The organism is Roseovarius pacificus (genome assembly GCF_900142665.1).
In the GTDB taxonomy this organism is placed as follows: Bacteria; Pseudomonadota; Alphaproteobacteria; order Rhodobacterales; family Rhodobacteraceae; genus Roseovarius; species Roseovarius pacificus.
Window position 1 is genome coordinate 135,295 of sequence record NZ_FRBR01000005.1, and the last position, 22,770, is coordinate 158,064.

At 64.5% G+C, this 22,770-nt stretch carries 22 protein-coding genes and 2 tRNA genes; 8 read left to right on the forward strand and 16 right to left on the reverse strand.

From position 1 onward, the window contains the following. Positions 1–414 precede the first annotated feature (414 nt). The 3 genes from BUB53_RS10940 to BUB53_RS10950 form a co-directional block, all read right to left on the reverse strand. Positions 415–1,695 carry an O-acetylhomoserine aminocarboxypropyltransferase/cysteine synthase family protein gene (locus tag BUB53_RS10940; RefSeq protein WP_073034801.1) on the reverse strand — a complete coding sequence of 427 codons (1,281 nt, stop codon included), beginning with the start codon at positions 1,693–1,695 and terminating at the stop codon, positions 415–417. Positions 1,696–1,919: 224 nt separating this feature from the next. Continuing rightward, positions 1,920–2,294: a hypothetical protein gene (locus tag BUB53_RS10945; RefSeq protein ID WP_073034802.1), complete on the reverse strand. Its 375-nt coding sequence runs from the start codon at positions 2,292–2,294 to the stop codon at positions 1,920–1,922. Next, positions 2,294–3,301, reverse strand: coding sequence for a hypothetical protein (locus BUB53_RS10950; protein WP_073034803.1), 1,008 nt, complete (start codon positions 3,299–3,301; stop codon positions 2,294–2,296). The genes BUB53_RS10945 and BUB53_RS10950 overlap by 1 nt, the downstream gene beginning before the upstream one ends. A gap of 148 nt (positions 3,302–3,449) precedes the next feature. Here BUB53_RS10950 and BUB53_RS10955 point away from each other — a divergent pair, with 148 nt between their 5' ends. Together BUB53_RS10955 and BUB53_RS10960 are read left to right on the forward strand one after the other, a co-directional pair. Next, positions 3,450–4,052 (forward strand): hypothetical protein, encoded by a 603-nt coding sequence (locus BUB53_RS10955; RefSeq protein ID WP_073034920.1) that lies wholly within the window; start codon positions 3,450–3,452, stop codon positions 4,050–4,052. A gap of 40 nt (positions 4,053–4,092) precedes the next feature. Further along, on the forward strand, positions 4,093–4,824 hold the full coding sequence (locus BUB53_RS10960) for a DUF3307 domain-containing protein (protein WP_084729078.1): 732 nt from the start codon (positions 4,093–4,095) through the stop codon (positions 4,822–4,824). Between the two features lie 48 nt (positions 4,825–4,872). On the opposite strand, the gene BUB53_RS22765 is transcribed toward BUB53_RS10960, so the two are convergent. Next, positions 4,873–4,956: transfer RNA gene (locus tag BUB53_RS22765), tRNA-Tyr, on the reverse strand. A gap of 135 nt (positions 4,957–5,091) precedes the next feature. Between BUB53_RS22765 and rlmB the strand changes: the two genes are divergently transcribed. The 3 genes from rlmB to BUB53_RS10975 all read left to right on the forward strand — a co-directional run bounded on the left by rlmB (position 5,092) and on the right by BUB53_RS10975 (position 6,894). Continuing rightward, complete coding sequence (gene rlmB, locus BUB53_RS10965; RefSeq protein WP_073034922.1) at positions 5,092–5,880, forward strand: 23S rRNA (guanosine(2251)-2'-O)-methyltransferase RlmB; 789 nt, start codon at positions 5,092–5,094, stop codon at positions 5,878–5,880. A gap of 13 nt (positions 5,881–5,893) precedes the next feature. Then, positions 5,894–6,226: a hypothetical protein gene (locus BUB53_RS10970; protein WP_073034804.1), complete on the forward strand. Its 333-nt coding sequence runs from the start codon at positions 5,894–5,896 to the stop codon at positions 6,224–6,226. Positions 6,227–6,420: 194 nt separating this feature from the next. Continuing rightward, positions 6,421–6,894: a CoA-binding protein gene (locus BUB53_RS10975; RefSeq protein WP_073034805.1), complete on the forward strand. Its 474-nt coding sequence runs from the start codon at positions 6,421–6,423 to the stop codon at positions 6,892–6,894. A 109-nt stretch (positions 6,895–7,003) separates the two neighbouring features. Here the strand turns inward: BUB53_RS10975 and BUB53_RS10980 are convergent, their stop codons facing one another. The 4 genes from BUB53_RS10980 to BUB53_RS10995 form a co-directional block, all read right to left on the reverse strand. After that, positions 7,004–7,294: a Dabb family protein gene (locus tag BUB53_RS10980; RefSeq protein ID WP_073034806.1), complete on the reverse strand. Its 291-nt coding sequence runs from the start codon at positions 7,292–7,294 to the stop codon at positions 7,004–7,006. Next, entirely contained in the window at positions 7,291–7,602 is a 312-nt protein-coding gene (locus BUB53_RS10985; protein WP_073034807.1) for a phosphoribosyl-ATP diphosphatase, read from the reverse strand. The genes BUB53_RS10980 and BUB53_RS10985 overlap by 4 nt, the downstream gene beginning before the upstream one ends. After that, positions 7,599–8,363, reverse strand: coding sequence for an imidazole glycerol phosphate synthase subunit HisF (gene hisF, locus BUB53_RS10990; RefSeq protein ID WP_073034808.1), 765 nt, complete (start codon positions 8,361–8,363; stop codon positions 7,599–7,601). Before hisF ends, BUB53_RS10985 begins: the two co-directional genes overlap by 4 nt. Before the next feature lie 82 nt (positions 8,364–8,445). Continuing rightward, positions 8,446–9,264: a DMT family transporter gene (locus BUB53_RS10995; RefSeq protein ID WP_073034923.1), complete on the reverse strand. Its 819-nt coding sequence runs from the start codon at positions 9,262–9,264 to the stop codon at positions 8,446–8,448. A gap of 188 nt (positions 9,265–9,452) precedes the next feature. Here BUB53_RS10995 and BUB53_RS11000 point away from each other — a divergent pair, with 188 nt between their 5' ends. After that, positions 9,453–9,908 (forward strand): DUF302 domain-containing protein, encoded by a 456-nt coding sequence (locus BUB53_RS11000; RefSeq protein WP_073034809.1) that lies wholly within the window; start codon positions 9,453–9,455, stop codon positions 9,906–9,908. A gap of 7 nt (positions 9,909–9,915) precedes the next feature. Here the strand turns inward: BUB53_RS11000 and hisA are convergent, their stop codons facing one another. Continuing rightward, positions 9,916–10,638 carry a 1-(5-phosphoribosyl)-5-[(5-phosphoribosylamino)methylideneamino]imidazole-4-carboxamide isomerase gene (gene hisA, locus BUB53_RS11005; protein WP_073034810.1) on the reverse strand — a complete coding sequence of 241 codons (723 nt, stop codon included), beginning with the start codon at positions 10,636–10,638 and terminating at the stop codon, positions 9,916–9,918. A gap of 139 nt (positions 10,639–10,777) precedes the next feature. On the opposite strand from hisA, the gene BUB53_RS11010 reads away from it, so the two are divergent. Continuing rightward, entirely contained in the window at positions 10,778–11,164 is a 387-nt protein-coding gene (locus BUB53_RS11010; protein WP_073034811.1) for a DUF2147 domain-containing protein, read from the forward strand. A gap of 53 nt (positions 11,165–11,217) precedes the next feature. On the opposite strand, the gene BUB53_RS11015 is transcribed toward BUB53_RS11010, so the two are convergent. The 7 genes from BUB53_RS11015 to BUB53_RS11045 all read right to left on the reverse strand — a co-directional run bounded on the left by BUB53_RS11015 (position 11,218) and on the right by BUB53_RS11045 (position 20,033). Then, positions 11,218–11,886, reverse strand: a complete 669-nt coding sequence (locus BUB53_RS11015; protein WP_073034812.1) for a hypothetical protein — start codon at positions 11,884–11,886, stop codon at positions 11,218–11,220. 130 nt (positions 11,887–12,016) lie between these two features. After that, positions 12,017–12,655 (reverse strand): imidazole glycerol phosphate synthase subunit HisH, encoded by a 639-nt coding sequence (gene hisH / locus BUB53_RS11020; RefSeq protein WP_073034813.1) that lies wholly within the window; start codon positions 12,653–12,655, stop codon positions 12,017–12,019. 5 nt (positions 12,656–12,660) lie between these two features. Beyond that, positions 12,661–13,248, reverse strand: a complete 588-nt coding sequence (gene hisB / locus BUB53_RS11025; RefSeq protein ID WP_073034814.1) for an imidazoleglycerol-phosphate dehydratase HisB — start codon at positions 13,246–13,248, stop codon at positions 12,661–12,663. 137 nt (positions 13,249–13,385) lie between these two features. Beyond that, a tRNA-Gly gene (locus BUB53_RS11030) sits at positions 13,386–13,460 on the reverse strand. A 401-nt stretch (positions 13,461–13,861) separates the two neighbouring features. Further along, positions 13,862–14,662 (reverse strand): phosphodiesterase, encoded by an 801-nt coding sequence (locus BUB53_RS11035; protein ID WP_073034815.1) that lies wholly within the window; start codon positions 14,660–14,662, stop codon positions 13,862–13,864. 524 nt (positions 14,663–15,186) lie between these two features. After that, positions 15,187–18,627, reverse strand: a complete 3,441-nt coding sequence (locus BUB53_RS11040; RefSeq protein WP_073034924.1) for a pyruvate carboxylase — start codon at positions 18,625–18,627, stop codon at positions 15,187–15,189. 266 nt (positions 18,628–18,893) lie between these two features. Beyond that, complete coding sequence (locus BUB53_RS11045) at positions 18,894–20,033, reverse strand: alpha-hydroxy acid oxidase (protein WP_073034816.1); 1,140 nt, start codon at positions 20,031–20,033, stop codon at positions 18,894–18,896. A 120-nt stretch (positions 20,034–20,153) separates the two neighbouring features. Here BUB53_RS11045 and BUB53_RS11050 point away from each other — a divergent pair, with 120 nt between their 5' ends. Then, on the forward strand, positions 20,154–22,730 hold the full coding sequence (locus BUB53_RS11050) for an ATP-dependent helicase (RefSeq protein ID WP_073034817.1): 2,577 nt from the start codon (positions 20,154–20,156) through the stop codon (positions 22,728–22,730). Positions 22,731–22,770 lie beyond the last annotated feature (40 nt).

A 22,770-nucleotide genomic window follows, 5' to 3' on the forward strand; every position in this document is an offset into this window, starting at 1 on the left:
GTTTGGGGCGAGTGGAGTCAGCCCCTGAACTGATCCGATTTTATAGCAGCTTCCCGCCGAGGGAAAGGGACGTGACAGGGGACAGGCCGGAGAGGTGCACAGGCAAAGCGGGCAGGAAGGTTTCAGCCCGTAACGATCCACAGATTACCGCGTCAGTGCTGCATATCGCGGTTTCGAGCGAGCGGGGAATCGTCGTCGAAGCCTTGGAAGGCGCAGCGGAGGCAGGTGTCTGGCCTCACCGGAACAAAAGATTTCGTCGATTGAAGACGGATCAACGGATAGCACGATTCTGAAGCCGGCGGATGCGTCGTGAGGGTTTGTTGGGGGCCGGTGAGGTTCTTCGGCAGACTGTTCCGCGCCCAAGAAAAAACCGGGCCATGTGGCCCGGTTTTCGGTTCTCTGCGCGGCATTGGTTCAGCCCGCGGCCCTGGCAAGCCCCTGATCGAGGTCGGCGATGATGTCCTCGGCGTTCTCGATCCCGATGGAGATGCGCACCACGTTGGGCGACGCGCCCGCCGCGATCTGTTGTTCCTCGCTCAGCTGGCGGTGGGTGGTCGAGGCCGAGTGGATGATCAGCGAGCGCGTATCGCCGAGATTGGCGACGTGGCTGAACAGGTCGAGACTGTCCACCAGCTTGACGCAGGCGTCATAGCCGCCCTTGAGCGCCACGGTAAACAACCCGCCCGCACCCCTGGGGCAAATCCGCTGTACCCGGTCGTGATAGGGCGAGGAGGGCAGCCCGGCATAGGTGACGGATTCGATCCGGTCGTCGTTTTCCAGCCATTGCGCGACCTTCATGGCGTTTTCGCAATGGCGTTCCATCCGCAGCGACAGGGTTTCGATGCCCATCAGCGTGTAATGCGCCGCCTGGGGGTTCAGTGTCATGCCCAGATCGCGCAGGCCGATGGCGATGCCGTGGAAGGTAAAGGCCAGCGGGCCGAAGGTTTCGTGGAACTTGAGCCCGTGATAGGCCGGTTCCGGTTCGCTGAGCGAGGGGAACTTGCCGCTGGCGGACCAGTCGAATTTGCCCGAATCCACGACCACGCCGCCGGTGACGGTGCCATTGCCGGTGAGGAACTTGGTCATGGAATGCACGACCAGCGTCGCGCCGTGTTCGATGGGGCGGCACAGGTAGGGCGTGGCCGAGGTGTTATCGACGATCAGCGGCAGGCCGACCTTGTCGGCCAGCTTGGCCAGGGCATCCAGATCGGCGATATGGCCGCCCGGATTGGCGATGGATTCGCAGAACACGGCGCGGGTGTTGTCGTCGATCGCGGCCTCGACGGCGTCGAGATCGTCGATATCGACGAACCTGGCCTCCCAGCCGAAGCGCTTGATCGTCTGGCTGAACTGGGTGATCGAACCGCCGTAAAGCCGGGTGGACACCACCACGTTGAGGCCCGGACCCATCAGCGGGAACAGCGCCATGATCTGCGCCGCGTGGCCCGAGGAGCAGCAGACCGCCCCGGCGCCGCCTTCCAGCGTGGCGACGCGTTCCTGAAGGACGGCCACGGTGGGGTTGGTGAGGCGCGAATAGATATAGCCCACCTCTTGCAGGTTGAAGAGCGCGGCGGCGTGTTCGGCATCGCGGAACACATAGGCCGTGGTCTGGTAAATGGGGGTCTGGCGTGCGCCGGTGGCCGGATCGGGACGGGCGCCCGCGTGAATCTGCAATGTGTCGAAGCCGTATGCCATCTGGATGGTCCTCCCTGAGGTAATCGTTCGGGAAATGTGTAGGGCATCGGCCGGAAGGGAACAACTGGCATGGCGGGGGTGGCGTGTTTGTTCCGGTTTTCCCGTGCCGTGACGGATGGTGTTCCGGTTCGGTGCGGTATGCGGGGAATTATGGCCGGATTTGCGGCCGTGAGGCGGATTGCGGTGACGGTTCCCGGCATGTCCCGTGGTGGAAAATCGCGGGCTTATCCGTCGCGCGGCCCCTTGAAGCGGCCCTTGAGCGGCGGTGCGGTGCCGGTGAGCAGGAAGATCACCAGTGCCAGAAGCCGCCGCCACCATGGCAGGTGCGGTGCGTCTTCGGGCGCGGTGTCCGGCGTGGCGGGCCGGTCGAGCGCGTCGAGAAAATGCGCGGCCTCGGCGGCCTGATCGCTGCGGACCATGACGGGGATGCCGCCAAAGGCCACGGCCATGTGGGGGATGGTGTTATGGGTGTGATAGCCGGGCACGAACACCTGAAACCCGGCCCCTTCGAGGGCGGCGACGGTCAGCGCCGCGTCGATGGGCGAGTAGACTTGTGCGATGCGGGTCAGGCCGCTGCCGGTGGAGGGGGAGTCCGACATCAGCGCATCCAGAAGCCGTTGCGCTTGATCGTGTTGCGAATGGCCTGTTCCTTGCGAGGGAGATCGTCGCGATCGAACAGCGCGCGCACCTTCCGGCCGCGCCCGTGATAGATCATGAACTTGATCGCGTCATAGGATTTCAGGACTTTCTTGAGCTTGTTCGGGGCGCTGACCTGTTCCAACACCTCGACCACGCGATCCGATTCGCGGGCGTAGAGCAGGGGCAGCAGGCGGTAATGGCAGGTGACGTCGCCATCCAGCAGCCCCGCAGGCAGGGTATCGCGCCCGCCGCCGAGGGAATGGATCACCAGCGGCAGCGCCACCTGATCGAGCCATGGGTCGAGCGACTGACAGACCAGTTCGGCGGGCGGGTCGTCGCGGATCGCCAGGGCGTAGTCGAGGAAGCGCTGACCGAAGATGTGCGGGCATTTGTAAAAGAAGAACCCGGCGTTGAAATACAGGTATCTGCGCCAGAATTCATCGGGCCAGGCCGGGTCGAGCGAGGAGTCGAAATCGAGCCCGAACTTGTCGTAGAGCGATTTCCAGGTGGCGGTGTAGCCGGGGCCGTAGAGTTCGATTTCGGGCCATGTGTCTTCGCGGCGCAGCGAGGCGGTGGGGCGGGCGAAATCGAAGGGCACCGAGGTGATATCGCCGGTGACCAGCGTATCGGTGTCGAAGAACACGAAGGGGTCGCCCTTGGGCAGGGCGAACAGGGCTTCGATCTTGTTGCCATAGGGGTAGGCCTGCCCGAGATGGCGCGAGTCGAAGGGGATGATTTCGGCGCCCAGATGGGTGAGCAGGTCGCGGGTATCCTGCCCGCGAATGGAGGGATCGTTCTGCCAGAGCGGGCCGGGCCGGGGCTCGGCCACGATCAGGCGGCCTTTGAAACCGGGGGAACTGGCGCGCAGCGAGGCGGCAAAGAGAACCGCCTCGTATTGCAGCCGACCGCCCTGGCCGACGATCAGGATATTGTAGGGTTTGGGGGTCTTCTTTGCCTTGGCGGCCATTACTCACACTCTGCCCGGTTCTGCCTGCGCGCACAGTATAGGGAGGATGGCGCGCGGGCAGAAGGGGGAAGACGGGCATTCTTGCGGGATGGCGTGAGCAAGTTGTTTGGCTTGCTTTTGGGTTTGGCAAGTGATAATGCTTGCGGCCATGTTTGCAGTTCTGACTGGCGATATCGTGGACTCGACCAGCTTGAGCGTCGGGGAGTTGGAGGCGACGCTGAAGGCGATCGGCGCGGCCTCCGATGCGATTGGCGCATGGCCGGGGGTTACGGAGGTCGGGTTTGCCCGGCGCGGCGGGGATGCCTGGCAGATGGCGTTCGATGCGCCGGTCTTCGCCTTGCGCGCTGCGCTTTATGTCAATGCCTGCATCCGGCGGCTGGACAAGGCGCGGGCCTCGCGCATGGCGATGGCCACGGGGGCGGGGCAGATGCCGGGGCAAGATCCCAACGCGGCGCATGGCGCGGCCTTCACGGCGTCGGGCCGGTTGCTGGACAGTCTGCCGTCGGGGCGTCATCTTGATCATGCGGCGGGCGGGGCCGAGGCGGCGACGGCGCGGCTGGCCGATCATATCGCGCAGGGCTGGACGCAGGCGCAGGCGCGTGCGCTGGCCGAGCAACTGCCGCCCGGTGCGGGCACGCGGGCCGAGGCGGCGGGGCGATTGGATATCTCGCGCCAGGCGGTGGATCAGGCGCTGTGGGCGGCCGGGTTTCCGGCCATCGAGGCGGCGTTGAGCGCGCTGGAAACAAGGTGAGGCAAGTGAAAATGCTTTCTTTTTCGACAGGCAAGCTGAAATGATTGCCGTGACGGCGCCGATGCTTCAGAGTTTCGCCGCGCTTTTGCTGGCGCATGTGCTGGCGGATTTCGTGTTTCAATTCAACTGGATGATCGAAAGAAAGCGCCAGTTCGGCGTGTTTCTTCTGCATATCGCGATTGTCGCTGCACTGAGCCTCGCGGCGCTGGGCGGGGCGTGGCAACTGGCGCTGCTGGTTGCGGGGGCGCATCTGGCGATCGACGCGATCAAGACCTATGCGCTGCCTGATGGGATGCGCGCGACGTTCGGGGCGTTCATGGCCGATCAGATCGCGCATCTGGCCACGATCATTGCCGCCGCCCTGTGGTGGCCCGGCGCGGCGGCTGCGGGGGTGTGGGCCGGGTGGCTGCCGCTGTTGCTGGCGCCGGCGCTGATCCTGTCGGGGTTCATCCTGACGGTGCGTGCCGGGGGCCATGCGGTGGGTCTGATCACCGCGCCATATGCGCAGGCGTTCAAGAAACAGGGCCTGCCCAAGGCCGGGCAGATGATCGGCCAGTTGGAGCGCGCGGTGATTTTCCTGCTGATCCTGATCGGGCAGCCCACGGGAATCGGGTTTCTGATCGCGGCCAAATCGCTGTTGCGATTCGAGGCGACCAAGGAACAGCGCGCCAGCGAATACGTGATTATCGGGACGCTGACTTCGTTCGGCTGGGCGCTGGCGATCAGCAGCGCGACCGTGGCGCTGATCGCGTTGGCGGGCCGGGTCGGATAGGCGCAGCCGGGCCTGTGCGGCGCGAATACCATTTCCAGAGGGGGAAAATGGTGGGCGACCTAGGAATCGAACCTAGCGTGCGTCTCCGCGAGGGAGTTACAGTCCCCTGCCACACCTTGCGGCCTGTCGCCCACTGCCGGAAGCATTCAGGATGCTCCGAAGCGTGAGGGCGTATTTAGGAAAGCCATGGTGCAGCGTCAACCGGAAAATGCCTTGCGCGGGGCGCTGTGCGCGCGCATTGTCGCGCCGCGCAAGGAAAGGACCGGAATGGCCCAGAAAAAACCCCGTTGGGTGATCGAGAAAGAGCAGGCGAAAAAGGCGGCCGAGGCCGAAACCGTGTGGCTGTTCGGGCTGCATGCGGTGCGCGATGCGCTGATGAACCCGGCGCGCGAGAAACTGCGGCTGATCGTCACCAGGAACGCCGCCGACAAACTGGCCGAGGCGATTGCCGCAAGTGGCGTCGCACCGGAAATGGCCGATCCGCGCAAGTTTTCCGCGCCGCTGGACCCGCAATCGGTGCATCAGGGCGCGGCGCTGGAGGTGAAACCGCTGGACTGGGGGCGGCTGGAGGATATCTGCGCCGCCCCGCCGGGCGAGGCCGCGCCGCGCGTGGTGCTTCTGGACCGGGTGAGCGATCCGCATAACGTGGGGGCGATCCTGCGCTCGGCCGAGGTGTTCGGGGCCTGCGCCGTGATCGCGCCGCGCCACCATTCAGCGCCGGAAACCGGCGCGCTGGCCAAGACGGCCAGCGGTGCGCTGGAGCGGCAGCCCTATCTGCGGGTCACCAACCTGGCGCGCGCCATCGAGGCGTTGCAGGGGATGGGCTATACCGTGCTGGGGCTGGCGGGCGAGGCCGGGGATACCATCGACGCGGCGCTGGAGCGACGGCGCGATCAGCCGGTCGCGCTGGTTCTTGGGTCCGAGGGGCCGGGATTGCGCGAAAAGACGCGCGAAACCTGCGACCAATTGGTGCGAATCGGGTTTTCGGGCGATTTCGGATCGCTCAACGTCTCCAATGCGGCGGCGGTTGCCCTATATGCCTCGAGAACGGATTGAGCGCCGAGGAGACATGGGCCCCAAGATCGCGACATGCAGTTATTGTGGAACGCGCGCCGCGCTGGTTCTGGACCGGGGGCGCCATGAATTGACCTGTTCGGCCTGCGGGGCGCCGTTGCATGACATGAAGGCGATGCCGCAATCGCCTGCAAAGACAGCGAAAAAAGCCCCCATGAGCGCGCCGGTGCAGCCCCGGCGGCGGCGCAAGGCCCATGACGAGCACGAGCGCGAAAGCTGGTTCGGTCATGGCGGGCAGGCGCGCCGAAAGCCGCGCAAGCGGCGCAAGCCGATGGCCCGCAGGATGCTGGAAGAGCTGTGGGATGTGGTCGAGGATATTTTCGATTGAGCCGGACCAGGCGGGCCGATCACATCCTGTTGAGCGCCCCCTTTTTATTCGCAAACGCGCCCCTATCTATGGATCAGAAACGTCGATACGGAACATCGGCGTTTCACTTCACTGTCCCTCGTTCCGCGACTGGCGCCCAGGGCTTTCGCCTTGGGCGCTTTTTTCTTTGCCGCAAGGGGAGTAGGTTGTGACCCATGAGCAATGACTATTCCGACGCCTATCTGCGCGATATCCTGACCCGCACCCGCCGCGTGGCGGTGGTGGGCGTGTCGATGAACCCGGTGCGCCCCAGTTATTACGTGGCGCGCTACCTGAGCCTGAAAGGGTTCGAGGTGGTGCCCGTCAATCCCGGCCATGCGGGGGAAACCGTGTTCGGGGCCAGGGTGGTCGCCAGCCTGAGCAAGATCGAGGGCGGGGTGGACATGGTGGATATCTTCCGCCGCCCCGAGCATGTGCCGCCCATCGTGGACGAGGCGCTGGAGGCGTTCCCGGATTTGCAGACGATCTGGATGCAGATCGGCGTGGTGAACGAGGAAGCCGCCGAAAAGGCGCGGGCGCGGGGCGTGGACGTGGTGATGGATCGCTGCCCCAAGATCGAGTATCAGCGCCTGTTCGGAGAGCTGCGCATGGGCGGGTTCAACACCGGCGTGATTTCATCGAAATTGTGAAATGCGGTCGGGGCTGGCGCTATTTGGGGGGCGTTGCCCCCATCGCCGCAAGCGGCGATTCCCCCAGGATATTTTCAGCAAGAAGAAGGTGTAACGGCTGTTCGCCGGATCAGGCGCTTTCGATGTCGGCGGCGATGCGCATGTCGCGCAGGGGTTTGACCAGTTCGATGCCGCGCGCATAGGCCGGGTGGGCCTTGTAGGCGTCCAGATCGGCCTGCGTGTCGAATTCGGCATAGACCACGTAATCGACCTCGGCCCCGGTCAGGCGGTCGGCATGCAGATTGCGGCCCACCTCGAAGTGGCGCGAATGGGGGATTTGCGACAGCGTTTCGAGCCCCTCGCGGATGCGGTCGAGGTCCTTGGGGTCGCGGGCGGTGAAAAAGACGATGTGACGGATCATTTCGGGCGGGATGCCTTTTCCTGAAGGCCGGATTGCGATTGGCGGCGGGAGAGTTCCTGCATCACGTCGGCGATCCTGACGCCACGGGCGTGCAGCATGACGAGCAGGTGAAAGAGGACGTCGGCGGCCTCGGACGTCAGGCGTTCGGGGTCGTTCCGGACGGCTTCGATCACGGCTTCGATGGCTTCTTCGCCGAATTTCTCGGCGGCCTTTTCGGGGCCTTTGGCGAGCAGTCTGGCGGTCCAGCTTTCGTCCGGGTCGGCCTGTGCGCGGGCGGCGATGATCTGTTCGAGGTCGTCGAGGGTCATGCGCCTGTCCTCATCGGGATGCCGGCGGCGGCCATGTGATCCTTGGCCTGCTGGATCGTGTAGTCGCCGAAGTGGAAGATCGAGGCGGCCAGCACGGCGGAGGCGCCGCCCTTGGTCACGCCTTCGACGAGGTGGTCGAGATCGCCCACGCCGCCAGAGGCGATGACGGGGATATCGACGGCGTCCGAGATCGCGCGGGTGAGCGGCAGGTTGAAGCCCGCGCGGGTGCCGTCGCGATCCATCGAGGTGAGCAGGATTTCACCGGCGCCCTTTTCCTCGACCAGTCTGGCGAATTCGACGGCGTCGATGCCGGTGGATTTGCGCCCGCCATGGGTGAAGATTTCCCATTTGCCGGGGCTGACGGTTTTCGCGTCGATGGCGACGACGATGCACTGGCTGCCGAACTGGTCGGCGGCGCGGCGCACCACGTCGGGATCGGCCACGGCGGCAGAGTTGAAGCTGACCTTGTCCGCGCCCGCGAGCAGGAGGGCGCGGACATCGTCCACCGTGCGCACGCCGCCGCCCACGGTGAGCGGGATATAGCATTGCTCGGCGGTGCGGGTGACGACATCGAGCATCACGCCCCGGTTTTCATGGGTGGCGTGGATGTCGAGAAAGCACAGCTCGTCGGCGCCTGCGGCGTCATAGGCCTTGGCGGCGTCCACGGGATCGCCCGCGTCGCGCAGGTTGACGAAATTCACGCCTTTGACCACGCGGCCGTCGGCCACGTCGAGGCAGGGGATGATGCGGATCTTCAACATGGGGGTGAGGTAGCCTGAAACACTGCCCCTTGAAAAGGTCTGACCTGCATGGCGCGGCGTTTTTGCATGCGGCGCGGATCGTTTAGCGCCGGGCGAGCCGCAGCGACATGATCCCCGAGGCGAGGATCACGCCGAGCCCGATCAGCGACAGGGTGTCGGGCCAGTCGCCGAAGGCCAGCCAGCCAAGGATCGTGGCGGCCAGCAACTGGGTATAGATCAGCGGTGCGATGACCGAGGCCGGGGCGTTGCGGTTGGCGGTGGCCAGGAGGAGATTGCCGAGCGCCGAGCCGAAGGCGCTGACCCCGAAGAGAAGCCAGAGCCAGGGAGTCATCGCCGGTGCGCCGATGGCGAAGGCCACGGGGGCCAGGAGGACACTGCCGACCAGCAATTGCGAAATCAGCAGGAACCGGGGCCGGAAGCTGCTGGCGAGCCAGCGCGTGGCGGTGAGGAAGGAGCCGAAGAACAGCCCTGCCAGGAGTGCGAACCCCATGCCCGCGCCCGCGCCGAAGCCCGGTTTGACGACCAGCAGCACCCCGCCGAACCCCAGCCCCAGAAGCACGCTGCGCAGGGGGGTGATCCGTTCGCCCAGGATGAGCGCGGCCAGAACGTAGGAGATCACCGGGCCGATGAAGAACGCGCCGAAGACATCGGCCATGGGTTCGGTTCGCAAGGCGGTGAGGATCGACGAGACGACGCCGACGATCAGCGCCCCGCGCAGCAGGATGCGCCAGTCGAGAAGGCCGGGCAGTTCTGCCCGTGACAGGCCGCTGAACGGCAAGAGCACCAGTGCGGCCATGGCGAAGCGCGCCCATGCCACGAAAAACGGATGCGCCCCGGCGGCGGTCAGTTCCTTTCCGGCGGTGTCGCCCAGAACGATGCTGAACATGGCCGTGACCACCATGATCAGGACCACCCATAGCGGCGCGCCCGCGATGGCACGGGGCGCAGGGGGCTGCGCTGACGCGGCTGAGGGGGGAGGTCTGGACATGAAATAGCCGATCTTCTGGAACTCACGGTTTTGTTTATGGGCAAAGCGGGCGGGTTACCAGAGGATGGGGCGCGTTAGCGTATTCGGGAAGGGGGATTACGATGAAACGGATTTTGACCGCATTGGTCTTGGGGCTGGCGGCACAGGGGGCGTCGGCCTCGGAGGACGATATCCGCAAGGTGCGGGCCGCTGGCGATGTGGCCGCCACGATGGATGCGCTGGAATCGGCGGTGACCGGGGCGGGGGCCACGGTATTTGCGCGCGTCGATCATACGAGCGGTGCGGCCGGCGTGGATATGGATCTGGCGCCGTCGCAATTGTTGATATTCGGCAATCCGATGCTGGGCACGCCCGCCATGCAGGCGAATCCGCTGGCGGGGTTGTACCTGCCGCTCAAGGTGCTGGTTTACGAGGACATGCAGGGGCAGGTCTGGCTGGCCTATGAAGACCCCGAGGAAACGCTGGACGATCTGAACGGCATTGACGATGACGCCGCATATATTGCCAGGATGCGGGGCGCGTTGGGCAATTTGACGGCCACGGCGGCGGGCGGCTGACGGCGGATCAGGCTTTCATCACCGCAAGCGCCTCGGCCAGGTCGATCGCGCCGTCATAGAGTGCGCGGCCCGAGATCGCGCCGTTGAGCGGCGCGCCGCAGGATTTGAGCGCCCTGAGATCGTCGATAGAACTGACCCCGCCCGAGGCGATCACCGGGATCGACACGGCATTGGCCAGCGCGGCGGTTTCGGCCACGTTGGGGCCCTGCATCGCGCCGTCGCGGTTGATGTCGGTGTAGATGATCGCCGCCACGCCTGCGTCCTCGAACGAGCGGGCCAGATCGGTGGCCAGCACATCGGTTTCCTCGGCCCAGCCCTTGGTGGCGACGCGGCCATTGCGGGCGTCGATGCCGACGGCGACCTTGCCGGGGAACTCACGCGCCGCCTGACGCACGAGATCGGGGGTTTCCACGGCCACGGTGCCAAGGATAACGCGGGCCAGCCCCTTGGACAGCCAGCGCTCGATCGTGGCCATGTCGCGGATGCCGCCGCCCAGTTGGGCGGGCACCTGCGTGCGTTCGAGGATGGCCTCGACCGGGGCGGCGTTGACCGGCTCTCCGGCGAAGGCGCCGTTGAGGTCCACCAGATGCAGCCATTCGCAGCCCGCCTCGACGAATTCCATCGCCTGCGCGGCGGGATCGTCGTTGAAGACGGTGGCCTTGTCCATTTCGCCCTTGAACAGGCGGACGGCCTGACCGTCCTTGAGGTCGATGGCGGGGTAGAGGATCATGGGCCCAAATCCTTGTTGGCTGCGTTGTTGGCCGTTTGGCACGGGGGCCGCGGAAATGCAACGCGACCCGACGTCAGACTTGATTTCAAGCCGGGACGCGCGCCAGACTTGCACAGATATCCGAGGGAGGAGGACCCCCATGAAACGAATGGCGATGGCCGCGATGGCATTGGTGGCAAGCGCGGGGATGGCGATGGCCGATCCGGTGCTGGGCACATGGAAGACCGAAGTCGACGACGGGTCTTATGCGTATGTGGAAATGCAGAAATGCGGTGCGAATATCTGCGGGACGATTGCGCGGACGTTCAAGGATGGCGGCGAATACAAATCGCCCAATATCGGCAAGATGCTGGTGCGCAACATGGCCCCGCAGGGGAACGGACAATACGAAGGCAAGGTCTGGCGCCCGTCGAACGACAAGATCTATATCGGCAAGATCGACCTCCAGGGCAATTCGCTGAAGCTGCGCGGCTGCGTGGCCGGCGGGCTGATCTGCGCCAGACAGACATGGACTCGGGTGCAGTAAAGGCGAAGGGGCGGGCCCGGCCCGCCCCCTGCAATGTCCGGTCGCGGGGGCGATCAGGCCGCGCGTGACCTGCGGCGCAAACGAAGCGCGCCAAGCAATGCGAAGGAACTCAGCACAAGAGGTGCGCCCGCAGGCAGGGGAATCGCCGACGGCTGCACCTGCACGTCGTCGAGCTGGAACGCATACCCGCCGCGGGTGCCGCCCTGACCGGTGACGCTGAAACTTGTCAGATTGGTGAAGCCGCTGAACAGGACGGTTTCGAAATCCGTCGCGGGCGAGTCGGAGGCGATGCCGTCGAAGGCGAAGTTCAGCGAAACGGTCGAGCCGTCGGCGCGGGTTCCCATGATGTCGATGGCGGTTGATGCGAAATCGGCGAAGAAGCGGCCCTGATTGCGGCCCTCGGAGGCGCGGAAGCTGAGCAGGTCGAAGGTGCTGCCGTCCTCTGCGGCGAAGGTGAGCGAGGAGTTGACCGGCGTCGGCGCGTTGGGGTTGTTGCTCATGCCGATGCTGGTGGAGCCGCTTTCCGGCACGGTGGGAACACTGCCGGCGGAATAGGCGAGCATGTCGCCCGAAGTAGCGGTGACGCTGAAACCCTGTGTCGTGAAATGGGTGCCAAGCTGCTGAAAGCTGGTGAATTCCTCGAAGTCGAGGGTTGCCGCCGAGGCCAGGCCGGGCAGGGCGCAAAGCGCGGTGGCGACGAAAGCGGATTTGAAATAACGCACGGAATCAATCCTTTCTATGGAACGGGGTGCGTCCACAGAGTAGGGCGGGTTTGTATCAGTTCGTTGAAAGGCCGCCGGTTATCGGCGAACCGGCGGCGAACCTGTTGCAGCGCCGGGGCGGATGCGGTTTTCAGGGGGTCCAGTTCAGGAAATTGCCGATGATCCGCAGTCCGGTGGACTGGCTTTTTTCCGGGTGGAACTGGGTGCCGACGATATTGTCGCGTCCCACCACGGCGGTGATCGGCCCGCCGTATTCCACATGCGCCAGCAGGTCGGCGGGATCGTCCACGCGGAAGTGGTAGGAATGCACGAAATAGGCGTGATCGCCGGTTGAGATGCCGTCGAACACCGGATGCGGCTGGTCGATCACCAGATCGTTCCAGCCCATATGCGGCACCTTGAGGCTGTCGTCCGAGGGCGCGATGCGTTCCACCGTGCCGCCGATCCAGTCGAACCCGGCGGTTTCGCGGTATTCCAGCCCGCGCGTGGCCAGCATCTGCATTCCGATGCAGATGCCCATGAAGGGGCGGCCCTTGGCGATCACGGTCTCTTCGATGGCTTCGAACAGGCCGCGGTGATCGTAGAGTTCGTCCCGGCAGGCCGGAAAAGCCCCGTCGCCTGGCAGCACCACGCGGGAGGCTCCGCGCACGACATCGGGGTCGGACGTGACGGTGACCTTGCCCGCGCCGGCCTCGGACGCCATGCGCTGAAACGCTTTTTCGGCCGAGTGCAGGTTGCCGGATTCGTAATCGACGATAACGGTGGTCATGCCGCTCACAGTGCCCCTTTGGTGGAGGGGACCGCATCGGATTTGCGCGGATCGGTTTCGACCGCCTCGCGCAGGGCGCGGGCGACGGCCTTGAACGCGGCCTCGGCGATGTGGTGGCTGTTGATCCCGTGCAGGGCATCGACATGCAGGGTGATGCCGCCATGGGTGCTGAGCGCCTGGAAGAATTCGCGCACCAGTTCGGTGTCGAAACTGCCGATCTTCTGCGTAGGCATTTCGGCGTTCCACACAAGGTAGGGACGGCCCGAGAGGTCGAGCGCGGCGCGCACCAGCGCGTCGTCCATCGGCAGCAGGCAGGCGCCGTAGCGGCGAATCCCGCGTTTGTCGCCAAGCGCCTGCGACAGGGCCTGACCGAGGGCGATGCCCACGTCCTCGACGCTGTGGTGATCGTCGATATGGGTGTCGCCCGTGCAGCGGATCGTCATGTCGATCAGCGAATGGCGCGCAAGCTGGTCCAGCATGTGATCGAAAAAGCCGACGCCGGTCTGGTTGTCGTAAACCCCTGTGCCGTCGAGACCGATCTCGACGCTGATGTCGGTTTCGGCGGTCTTGCGTGTGATCGTGGCGCTGCGCATGCGATGTGCCTCTTGCTGATATGCCGCGCCCTTATATGCGGGTGCGCGGGCCGCGCCAAGAGGCGGCGCAGCGAATGCGCGCGACTGCATCGCCTGTGTAACAGGCGGTTACGGCAACCGGTTGGGGGAAGAGAAATTGGAGCGGGTGATGAGATTCGAACTCACGACATTTACCTTGGCAAGGTAACGCTCTACCCCTGAGCTACACCCGCGTCCTTGGGTAGGGCGGGATGTATAAATTCTTGGCGGTGGCTGCAAGAGCAAATTTCGGGAAAAGTGAGAAAAAAGTATACGGCGACCGGATGCGGGCGATCCTTGTTATCTGAAGCGCAGGGCAAGTTCCGCGTAAACAAGGGCCGAAGACAGCAGCAAGACGCCCAAAAGCACCAGTTTGCGGGCGGGGGGGCGCCGACGGGGGCAGGATGGCGGGCGGTGAAGAGGGTGTGACACGCGGAATGCTCCTGAACTGAAGGTCGGGATTGCAAGCGGTTACTCGTGACGCACAACTTATGGTAGAGGCTGGTAAAGGTCCGGGCAAGCGAGTCGGCGATCCGGGCGGCAAGTCGCCGGTTTTCTGCCTGAATATGTGCGAAAAATTGCCGGTGCGGGCCGGTCAGGAATATGTGCGGGCCTCGGTGCGGGGCAGGTCGAAGTCCTCGGTATGCACGACCACGCCGTCGGGGCCGATCAAAAGCAGGCCATAGGCGCCCGGTTCGTCCACCGACAGGTGGGGGCTTTGATCGCCCAGGATCAGGGGCATCTGGTGGCAGGGGCTTTTGAAGACGGCATTGGGAATGCCGCCCGCCGCGCCCTGCATCGTGCGGTGGATATGGCCCGAGACGATCTGTGCGACCGGCCCGTGGGTGTGCAGCGTGTCGATCAGCGCGTCGCTGTTGCGCAATCCGATCCGGTCCATCCCGCCGAACCCGGTGCGAAAGGCCGGGTGATGGGTGAACACCACGGTTGCGCGGCCCTGCGCCCCGGCCAGCGCGTCGGCCAGCCATGTCAGGCGGGAAGGGCAGAGATAGCCGCTGTGCAGGTCCGGGGCCTGTTCGTCCAGCGTGTCCAGCAGGATCAGGCGGGCGTGATCAAGATCTTGTATTTGCTGGATGAATCCATCCCCGGTGCGCGGCGTGCCGGGGAAGGCGGCGGCAAAGGGCGCGCGGCGGTCGTGATTGCCGAGCATCAGGCTGACAGGCAGGGGGCAATCGGCCAGAAGGGCGCGCAGGCGGGCATATTCGGCGCCTTTGCCGTGATGGGTCAGGTCGCCGGTGATGACGATGCGCGCGGCGTCGGGGTGGTGGTGCAGGGCATGGGCCAGCCCCTGAGCGAAGCGCGCGGAGGGGTCGAGCCCGATGATCGTTTCGCCCTCGGGGAGGATGTGGAGATCGGTGAAGACGATGATTTTCTGCATGGGAGTCGCCGCGTTGTTGCCGGGGGCAGGGTAGGGGATTTCGGGCGGTTTGAAAGGGGGATGGGCGAATCGGGGCCAAGTCCTTGGTTAACAGGGAAAACACCGGTCTGTAACGTATCGGTATCACGTCGGTATCGCGTCGGTGTCTTTTGCCGCAACCGCGCAGGTTAACAGGGTGTGCGGTGCGTTTCGTACGTTTTGGAGGTCAGTTTTGTACGCACCGGTACGGGCAAGGAGGGAGTGCGGGAAGGGGGGCATGTATAGTTTTAAGAGAAGAGCCGTGCATTGCTGGGCCGCGGTGCGGCGATGCAACCTTTGGTTTGAGGCACTTTATGGTCGCCAAATCATGAAAAGATCAGAGCATGGTCCTTGCATCAACCAAATCGCCGTGCCGGGGGGGCGGCCCGGCGATGCGCGGCGGCCTGCGGCCGCTATTTCGCGCTTGGGAGCGAACGCAACGGGCTCCCCCATCGGAAAGGCCCGAAGAAAAAAGGCCCCGGAAACTTCTCCGGGGCCTTTTGCCATCATTCGAACTCGACGAGGAGGTCCTTGGCGTCGATCTGGCCGCCGGGCTGGACGTGGACGGCCTTGACGGTGGCGTCGCGTTCGGCGTGGATGCCGGTTTCCATCTTCATCGCCTCGATGGTCAGCAGCATGTCGCCTTCCTTGACGGTCTGGCCCGCGTTGACGGCGACGCTGGCGACGACGCCGGGCATTGGTGCGCCGACATGGTTGGGATTGCCCTGTTCGGCCTTGGGCCGGGCGGCGGTGGTGGATTTCACCAAACGGTTGGGCACCCGGATCACGCGGGGCTGGCCGTTGAGTTCGAAGAACACCTTGACCTCGCCGTTCTCGTCGGTTTCGCCCACGGCTTGCAGGCGGATTTCGAGGATCTTGCCAGGGTCGATCTCGGCGCTGATTTCCTCGCCCGGTTCCATGCCGTAGAAGAAGGTGCGCGTGGGCAGGGTGCGCACCGGGCCATAGTTGCGGTGGCGGCCCATGTAATCGAGGAACACCTTGGGATACATCAGGTATCCGTTGAGATCCTCGTTATCCACGGACTTGCCTTCGAGCTGTCCGACAAGATCGGCACGGGCCGCATCCAGATCGACCGGCGCAAGATGCTTGCCGGGGCGTTCGGTGTTGGGCTTTTCGTCCTTCAGGACCTTCTGAACGATGTTGTCGGGGAAGCCGCCCGGCGGTTGGCCGAGATTGCCGCGCATCATGTCGATGACCGAGTCGGGGAAGGCCACATCGGTGTCGGGGTCTTCCACCTGTTCGCGGGTCAGGCCCTGAGAAACCATCATCAGCGCCATGTCGCCCACCACCTTGGAGGATGGCGTGACCTTCACGATGTCGCCGAACATCTGGTTCACGTCGGCATAGGTTTTCGCCACTTCGGGCCATTTTTCCTCGAGCCCGAGGCTGCGGGCCTGTGCCTTGAGGTTGGTGAACTGGCCGCCGGGCATTTCGTGCAGGTAGACTTCGGACGCGGGGGCGGCGAGGCCGGATTCGAAGGCGACATATTGCGCGCGGACATGTTCCCAGTAGTTCGAGATTTCGCGGATGCGCTCGATATCCAGGCCGGTGTCGCGTTCGGTGTGCATCAGGGCCTCGACGATGGAGCCGAGGCAGGGCTGCGAGGTGCCGCCCGAAAACGCGTCCATTGCCGCGTCCACGGCATCGACGCCTGCATCGCTCGCCGCCAGGATGGTGCCGCCCGCGATGCCGCTGGTGTCATGGGTGTGGAAATGCACGGGGATCGTCAGCTCGTCCTTGAGGGCCTTGACCAGCGCCCGCGCGGCGGCGGGTTTCAGCAGGCCCGCCATGTCCTTGAGGCCGAGGATATGCGCGCCTGCGGCTTCCAGCTCTTTGGCCATCGAGACATAGTATTTCAGGTCGTACTTGGCGCGGTCCGGGTCGAGGATGTCGCCGGTATAGCAGATCGTGCCTTCGCAGATCCTGCCGGTGTCGATCACTGCGTCCATCGCGACGCGCATGTTTTCCACCCAGTTGAGGCTGTCGAACACGCGGAACACATCGACGCCGGTTTCGGCGGCCTGACGGACGAATTCCTGCACCACGTTGTCGGGGTAGTTGGTGTAGCCCACACCGTTGGAGGCGCGCAGCAACATCTGGGTCAGAAGGTTGGGCATGGCGGCGCGCAGGTCGCGCAGGCGTTGCCACGGGCATTCCTGAAGGAAGCGGTAGGCGACGTCGAAGGTGGCCCCGCCCCAGCATTCGACCGAGAAGAGTTGCGGCAGGTTGGCGGCATAGGCCGGGGCGGCCCTGACCATGTCGATCGAGCGCATCCGCGTGGCCAGAAGCGACTGATGCCCGTCGCGCATGGTGGTGTCGGTCAGCAGAAGCTGTTTCTGCCCGAGCATCCAGTCGGCCACGGCTTTGGCGCCTTTTTCCTCGAGCAGGGTCCTGGTGCCGGGAGCCGGATCGCCGATCAGGCGTGGCGGGCGCGGGGGCTTGGCATCGGCGGCGGGTTTCGCGCGGCCCGTGGTTTCGGGGTGTCCGTTCACGGTGATATCGGCGATATAGGTCAGAACCTTGGTGCCGCGGTCGCGCCGCTTGGCGAACTGGAACAGTTCGGGGGTCTCGTCGATGAATTTGGTGGTGTATTCGTTGCCGAGGAAGGTCGGGTGTTTCAGCAGGTTTTCCACGAAGGCGATATTGGTGCTGACGCCGCGAATACGGAATTCGCGCAGGGCGCGGTCCATCCGGGCGATGGCGGCCTCGGGGGTTTGCGCATGCGCCGTGACCTTGGTGAGCAGGCTGTCGTAATAGCGCGTGATCACCCCGCCCGCATAGGCCGTGCCGCCATCGAGGCGAATGCCCATGCCGGTGGCCGAACGATAGGCGGTGATGCGGCCGTAATCGGGGATGAAGTTGTTGAGCGGGTCTTCGGTGGTGATCCGGGTTTGCAGGGCGTGGCCGTTCAGCGTGATGGCGTCCTGGCTGGCCTTGCCGGTGGCCTCCTGGATGGTCCTGCCTTCGGCGATCCTGATCTGGGCCTGCACGATGTCGATGCCGGTCACTTCCTCGGTGACGGTGTGTTCGACCTGCACGCGGGGGTTCACCTCGATAAAGTAGAACTGGCCGGAGTCCATATCCATCAGGAATTCGACCGTGCCGGCGCATTCGTAGTTCACGTGCTTGCAGATCTTGTAGCCCAGCTCGCAGATCTCGGCGCGCTGAAGCTCGCTCAGATACGGGGCGGGGGCGCGTTCGACGACCTTCTGGTTGCGGCGCTGCACGGTGCAGTCACGCTCGAACAGGTGATACATGTTGCCGTGCTTGTCGCCGAGGATCTGGACCTCGACATGGCGGGCGCGGGTGATCATCTTTTCGAGATAGCCCTCGCCGTTGCCAAAGGCGGCTTCGGCCTCGCGGCGGCCTTCCATGACCTTTTCGGCCAGTTCGTCGGGGCCGTTGATCGGGCGCATCCCGCGCCCGCCGCCGCCCCAGGACGCCTTGAGCATCAGCGGATAGCCGATCTCATCCGCGTCCTTGCGGATGGCCTCCATGTCGTCGCCCAGAACTTCGGTGGCGGGAATCACGGGTACACCGGCCTCGATGGCGACCTTGCGGGCGCTGGCCTTGTCGCCGAGGGCGCGCATGGTTTCGGCCTTGGGGCCGATGAAGGCGATGCCGTTGGCCACGCAGGCATCGACGAAATCGGGGTTCTCCGACAGCAGCCCATAGCCGGGATGGATCGCGTCGGCGCCGCTTTCCCTGGCGACGCGGATGATCTCGTCGATCGACAGGTAGGCGGCCACGGGGCCGAGCCCTTCGCCGATGCGATAGGCCTCGTCGGCCTTGAACCGGTGCAGGCCCAGTTTGTCTTCTTCGGCGAAGACGGCGACGGTGCGTTTGCCCATCTCGTTGGCGGCCCGCATGATGCGGATCGCGATCTCGCCGCGGTTTGCGATAAGGATCTTTTTGAAGTCGCTCACGGGCTTCAGCCCCCCTGTCTGTCGCATGTTGTCTGGCCGGCGCGTGCGGTGCGCGGTTGCTGCGGTGCAGCGCCGGTGCGGCCAGTTTGTAGGAATTGTGAAGGGTTTGCGCAATGCCGCTGCGACGTCTTTCACCGTAACGCGACATTTCCCGCCCGAACGGGTAGCCGCACCACCCTGCCGGGCAGTGGGTGTTATGCGTTTTGTTTCAAGGGTTTGGCATTTTGCGTGCTATTGGGGTGCCGTGTGGCGGGTGTATAGGTTTCCTATGGGGCGGGAATCATCCGGCCGCGTGCCCCGGACAGGGCGGACAGGCCGAGCTGGCCCATGTTGGCCTGAAGGTCGAGCGAGAGGATTTCGCACAGATGGGCCGGTCCATCGGCCCCGAGCGCGCCGAGCGCATAGTGCCAGGGCCGCCCCATCATCACGAAATCCGCCCCGAGCGCGATGGCGCGCAGGATGTCGAGCCCGCCCTCGAACCCGCCGTCGATCAGCACGGGTTTCGAGGTGGCGGCGCGGATGGCGGGCAGCACCTCGATCGTGGCGGGGGCGGCGTCGAACTGCCGCCCGGCATGGTTGGAAATCCAGACCGCATCGACGCCCTCGGAGTCGAGCCGCTTTGCATCGCGCGCTTCCATGACGCCCTTGACGATCATCGGCCCGTCCCACGCTTCGCGCAGCCAGCGCAGGTAATTCCAGTCCGGTGCGGTGCGCAGCAGGTAGCCCGCGTGTTTGGTCGAGGGCAGGCCGCTGACATTGCCGGCATATTCGTCGATCAGCTTCATCCGGGGCATGCCGCGCTGCGCGATGCCGAGCGCCCAGGCCGGGCGGCACGCGACCTGCGCCAACAGGCGCGGCGTCAGTTTCGGTGGGGTGGTCAGACCCGAGCGCACCTGCCGTTCGCGACGGCTGGGCACCGGGACATCGACCGTCAGGACCAGCACGCCAAACCCCGCATCGCGCGCCTTTTGCAGCATGTCCTTGCGAATGTCGGGATCGCGGGGCGGATACATCTGGAACCAGGCGTGGTCGCCCAGGTCGCCCTTGAGGTCGGCGGGGGTCCGGGTGGCGACGGTGGACAGGCAATAGGGAATGCCCGCCTGTGCCGCGGCGCGCGCCAGCAGGTGTTCGGCCCCCGGCCAGATCATGCCCGACATGCCAAGCGGCGCGATGCCGAAGGGCAGCGGCAGGGTGTGGCCGAACAGCTGCGCCGACAGGTCGGGCGCGACCTCGCCATGCAGGGCCGAGGGCATCAGCAGAACCTCGTCCAGTTTGCTGCGGTTGCGGGCGGTCGTGGCCTCGGACCCTGTGCCGCTGTCGAGATATTCCCAGACGAAATGCGGGATGCGGCGGCGGGCGCGGGCGCGCAGGTCGCCGAGCGCCGGGTATCGGGAATGCAGATCCATGGCGCGACTGTAAGCGCGTCCCCGGTATTGTCCAGTGGCGGGCGGGACAGGCGTAAAGCCTTGGAACAATCCCTGAACATTCTCTTTAACTCGAAATTAACCCTCGCTATTCTGAGCGGCATGAGCAGTTATGACGAATCCGACGCCTTCGAAGGCGCCAGCCTGTCCGCGCGCGCCATGGCGGCGCGGCCGATGCCCTATCTCGACGATCTCAACCCCGAGCAACGCGCGGCGGTCGAGGCGCTGGATGGCCCCGTGTTGATGCTGGCCGGGGCAGGGACCGGGAAGACCAAGGCGCTGACCACCCGTATCGTGCATCTGCTGAACACCGGCTCGGCCCGTCCGAACGAGATTCTGGCGGTGACATTCACCAACAAGGCGGCGCGCGAAATGAAAGAGCGCGTGGGCCGGATGCTGGGCGAGGCGGTGGAGGGGATGCCGTGGCTGGGCACGTTCCACTCGATCTGTGTGAAACTGCTGCGCCGCCATGCGGAACTGGTCGATCTGAAATCGAACTTCACCATTCTGGACACCGACGATCAGGTTCGCCTGCTCAAGCAGTTGATTCAGGCGGCGGGCATCGACGACAAACGCTGGCCCGCGCGGCAACTGGCGGGGATCATCGACAACTGGAAAAACCGTGCCTGGACGCCGGATACGGTACCTGCCGGAGAGGCATCGGCGTTCGATGGCAAGGCCCCGGCGCTGTATCGGCAATACCAGACCCGCCTGCGTGAACTGAACGCGGTGGATTTCGGTGACCTGCTGTTGCATGTGGTCACGATTTTCCAGCAGCATGCGGATATACTGGCGCAGTATCAGCGCTGGTTCCGTTATATTCTGGTGGACGAGTATCAGGATACCAACGTCGCGCAGTACCTTTGGCTGCGGCTGCTGGCGGGGGGGCACAGGAATATCTGCTGCGTGGGGGACGACGATCAGTCGATCTATGGCTGGCGCGGCGCCGAGGTGGGCAATATCCTGCGGTTCGAAAAGGATTTTCCCGGCGCCACGGTGATCCGGCTGGAGCAGAATTACCGCTCGACCCCGCATATTCTGGCGGCTGCGGGGGGGGTGATCGCGGCCAACAAGGGGCGGCTTGGCAAGGAGTTGTGGACCGACGCGCCCGAGGGCGAAAAGGTGCGCCTGATCGGCCATTGGGACGGCGAGGAAGAAGCCCGCTGGATCGGTGAAGAGATCGAGGCGATGCAGCGCGGCACGCGCGGGATGCGGCCCATCGGGTTGGACGAAATGGCGATTCTGGTGCGCGCCTCTCATCAGATGCGGGCCTTCGAGGATCGGTTCCTGACCATCGGCCTGCCTTATCGGGTGATCGGCGGGCCGCGGTTTTACGAGCGGATGGAGATCCGCGATGCCATGGCCTATTTCCGGCTGGTGGTCAGCCCGGCGGACGATCTGGCCTTCGAGCGGATCGTGAACACGCCCAAGCGCGGGCTTGGCGACAAGGCGCAGCAAACGATCCAGCGGCTCGCGCGGGAGAATGGCGTGTCCTTGCTGGACGGAGCGGCCCTGGCGGTGGAGCAGGGCGCGATCAAGGGCAAGGGTGGTGCCGCGCTACGTGAACTGACCGAAAGACTCGCTGTCTGGCAGCATTTGAATCGAAGTGTAGGAGACAAGGCAGAGATAGATAGGTTTCGTGAACAAATTCGGGAAAATGAGATTCTATTGGATCAAGCGACCGAAGAGTTATCGAACCTTCAATCTACAGATATTCAAGAATTTTCGACCGATGAAGAACGCGAGGAACAACTAGCGCGCATTTCCGAATGTGAGTTGGTGGTGCAGCAGCATCGTTCAAGAATTGAAGTGATCGAGCGATACATTGAAGTTCTACAAGGTAATCACGTTGTTTTTGCCGAAATCATCCTGGACGAATCCGGCTATACGGAGATGTGGCAGAACGACAAGACGCCCGGGGCTCCGGGGCGTCTGGAGAACCTCAAGGAACTGGTGAAGGCGCTGGAGCAGTTCGAGAACCTTGGCGGGTTTCTGGAGCATGTCAGCCTGATCATGGACAACGAAAGCGAGGAAGGCGATCAAAAAGTCACCATCATGACCCTGCACGCCGCCAAGGGGCTGGAATTTCCCGCCGTGTTCCTGCCGGGGTGGGAAGACGGGCTGTTTCCCTCGCAGCGTTCGATGGACGAAAGCGGGCTGAAAGGCATCGAGGAAGAGCGGCGGCTGGCCTATGTGGGTATCACGCGGGCCGAGGAACTCTGCACGATTTCCTTTGCCGGGAACCGCCGGGTCTATGGGCAGTGGCAATCGCAATTGCCTTCGCGGTTCATCGACGAATTGCCCGAGGCGCATGTCGAGGTGCTGACCCCGCCGGGATTGTATGGCGGGGGCTATGGCGCGGCGGCGGGCGGTGCGGCGCAAAGCGGGCTGGAGCAGCGCGTGGCCGAGGCCAATGTCTATAATTCGCCGGGGTGGCGGCGGTTGCAGGAACGTGCCGCCGATCGGCCCGCCAGCCAGCCGCGCGGGGCGAAATCCAGCGTGATCGACGCGCAGGCCGTCAGCGCCCATACGGTGGGTGAGCGGGTGTTTCACCAGAAATTCGGCTATGGCGCGATCATCGGAATCGAGGGCGACAAGCTGGAGATCGATTTCGAAAAGGCGGGCGTCAAGAAAGTGGTGGCGCGATTCGTCATGGGCACGGACGACGTGCCGTTCTGATCCCATTCTCACAAGCTGCGGAATATTTCGAAATGGACGG

Excerpts from the sequence above, each read along its gene's own strand:
- hisA (WP_073034810.1), bottom strand. The coding sequence starts at position 10,638 with ATGATCCTCTACCCCGCCATCGACCTCAAGGACGGTCAGGCCGTCCGC.
- BUB53_RS10960 (WP_084729078.1), top strand. The coding sequence starts at position 4,093 with ATGATTGCCGTGACGGCGCCGATGCTTCAGAGTTTCGCCGCGCTTTTG.
- hisB (WP_073034814.1), bottom strand. The coding sequence starts at position 13,248 with ATGCGCAGCGCCACGATCACACGCAAGACCGCCGAAACCGACATCAGC.
- BUB53_RS10980 (WP_073034806.1), bottom strand. The coding sequence starts at position 7,294 with ATGATCCGTCACATCGTCTTTTTCACCGCCCGCGACCCCAAGGACCTC.
- hisF (WP_073034808.1), bottom strand. The coding sequence starts at position 8,363 with ATGTTGAAGATCCGCATCATCCCCTGCCTCGACGTGGCCGACGGCCGC.
- BUB53_RS10970 (WP_073034804.1), top strand. The coding sequence starts at position 5,894 with ATGGGCCCCAAGATCGCGACATGCAGTTATTGTGGAACGCGCGCCGCG.
- rlmB (WP_073034922.1), top strand. The coding sequence starts at position 5,092 with ATGGCCCAGAAAAAACCCCGTTGGGTGATCGAGAAAGAGCAGGCGAAA.
- BUB53_RS10955 (WP_073034920.1), top strand. The coding sequence starts at position 3,450 with ATGTTTGCAGTTCTGACTGGCGATATCGTGGACTCGACCAGCTTGAGC.
- BUB53_RS11000 (WP_073034809.1), top strand. The coding sequence starts at position 9,453 with ATGAAACGGATTTTGACCGCATTGGTCTTGGGGCTGGCGGCACAGGGG.
- BUB53_RS10940 (WP_073034801.1), bottom strand. The coding sequence starts at position 1,695 with ATGGCATACGGCTTCGACACATTGCAGATTCACGCGGGCGCCCGTCCC.
- BUB53_RS11010 (WP_073034811.1), top strand. The coding sequence starts at position 10,778 with ATGAAACGAATGGCGATGGCCGCGATGGCATTGGTGGCAAGCGCGGGG.
- BUB53_RS11035 (WP_073034815.1), bottom strand. The coding sequence starts at position 14,662 with ATGCAGAAAATCATCGTCTTCACCGATCTCCACATCCTCCCCGAGGGC.
- hisH (WP_073034813.1), bottom strand. The coding sequence starts at position 12,655 with ATGACCACCGTTATCGTCGATTACGAATCCGGCAACCTGCACTCGGCC.
- BUB53_RS10995 (WP_073034923.1), bottom strand. The coding sequence starts at position 9,264 with ATGGTGGTCACGGCCATGTTCAGCATCGTTCTGGGCGACACCGCCGGA.
- BUB53_RS10950 (WP_073034803.1), bottom strand. The coding sequence starts at position 3,301 with ATGGCCGCCAAGGCAAAGAAGACCCCCAAACCCTACAATATCCTGATC.
- BUB53_RS10945 (WP_073034802.1), bottom strand. The coding sequence starts at position 2,294 with ATGTCGGACTCCCCCTCCACCGGCAGCGGCCTGACCCGCATCGCACAA.
- BUB53_RS11050 (WP_073034817.1), top strand. The coding sequence starts at position 20,154 with ATGAGCAGTTATGACGAATCCGACGCCTTCGAAGGCGCCAGCCTGTCC.
- BUB53_RS10985 (WP_073034807.1), bottom strand. The coding sequence starts at position 7,602 with ATGACCCTCGACGACCTCGAACAGATCATCGCCGCCCGCGCACAGGCC.
- BUB53_RS11045 (WP_073034816.1), bottom strand. The coding sequence starts at position 20,033 with ATGGATCTGCATTCCCGATACCCGGCGCTCGGCGACCTGCGCGCCCGC.
- BUB53_RS10975 (WP_073034805.1), top strand. The coding sequence starts at position 6,421 with ATGAGCAATGACTATTCCGACGCCTATCTGCGCGATATCCTGACCCGC.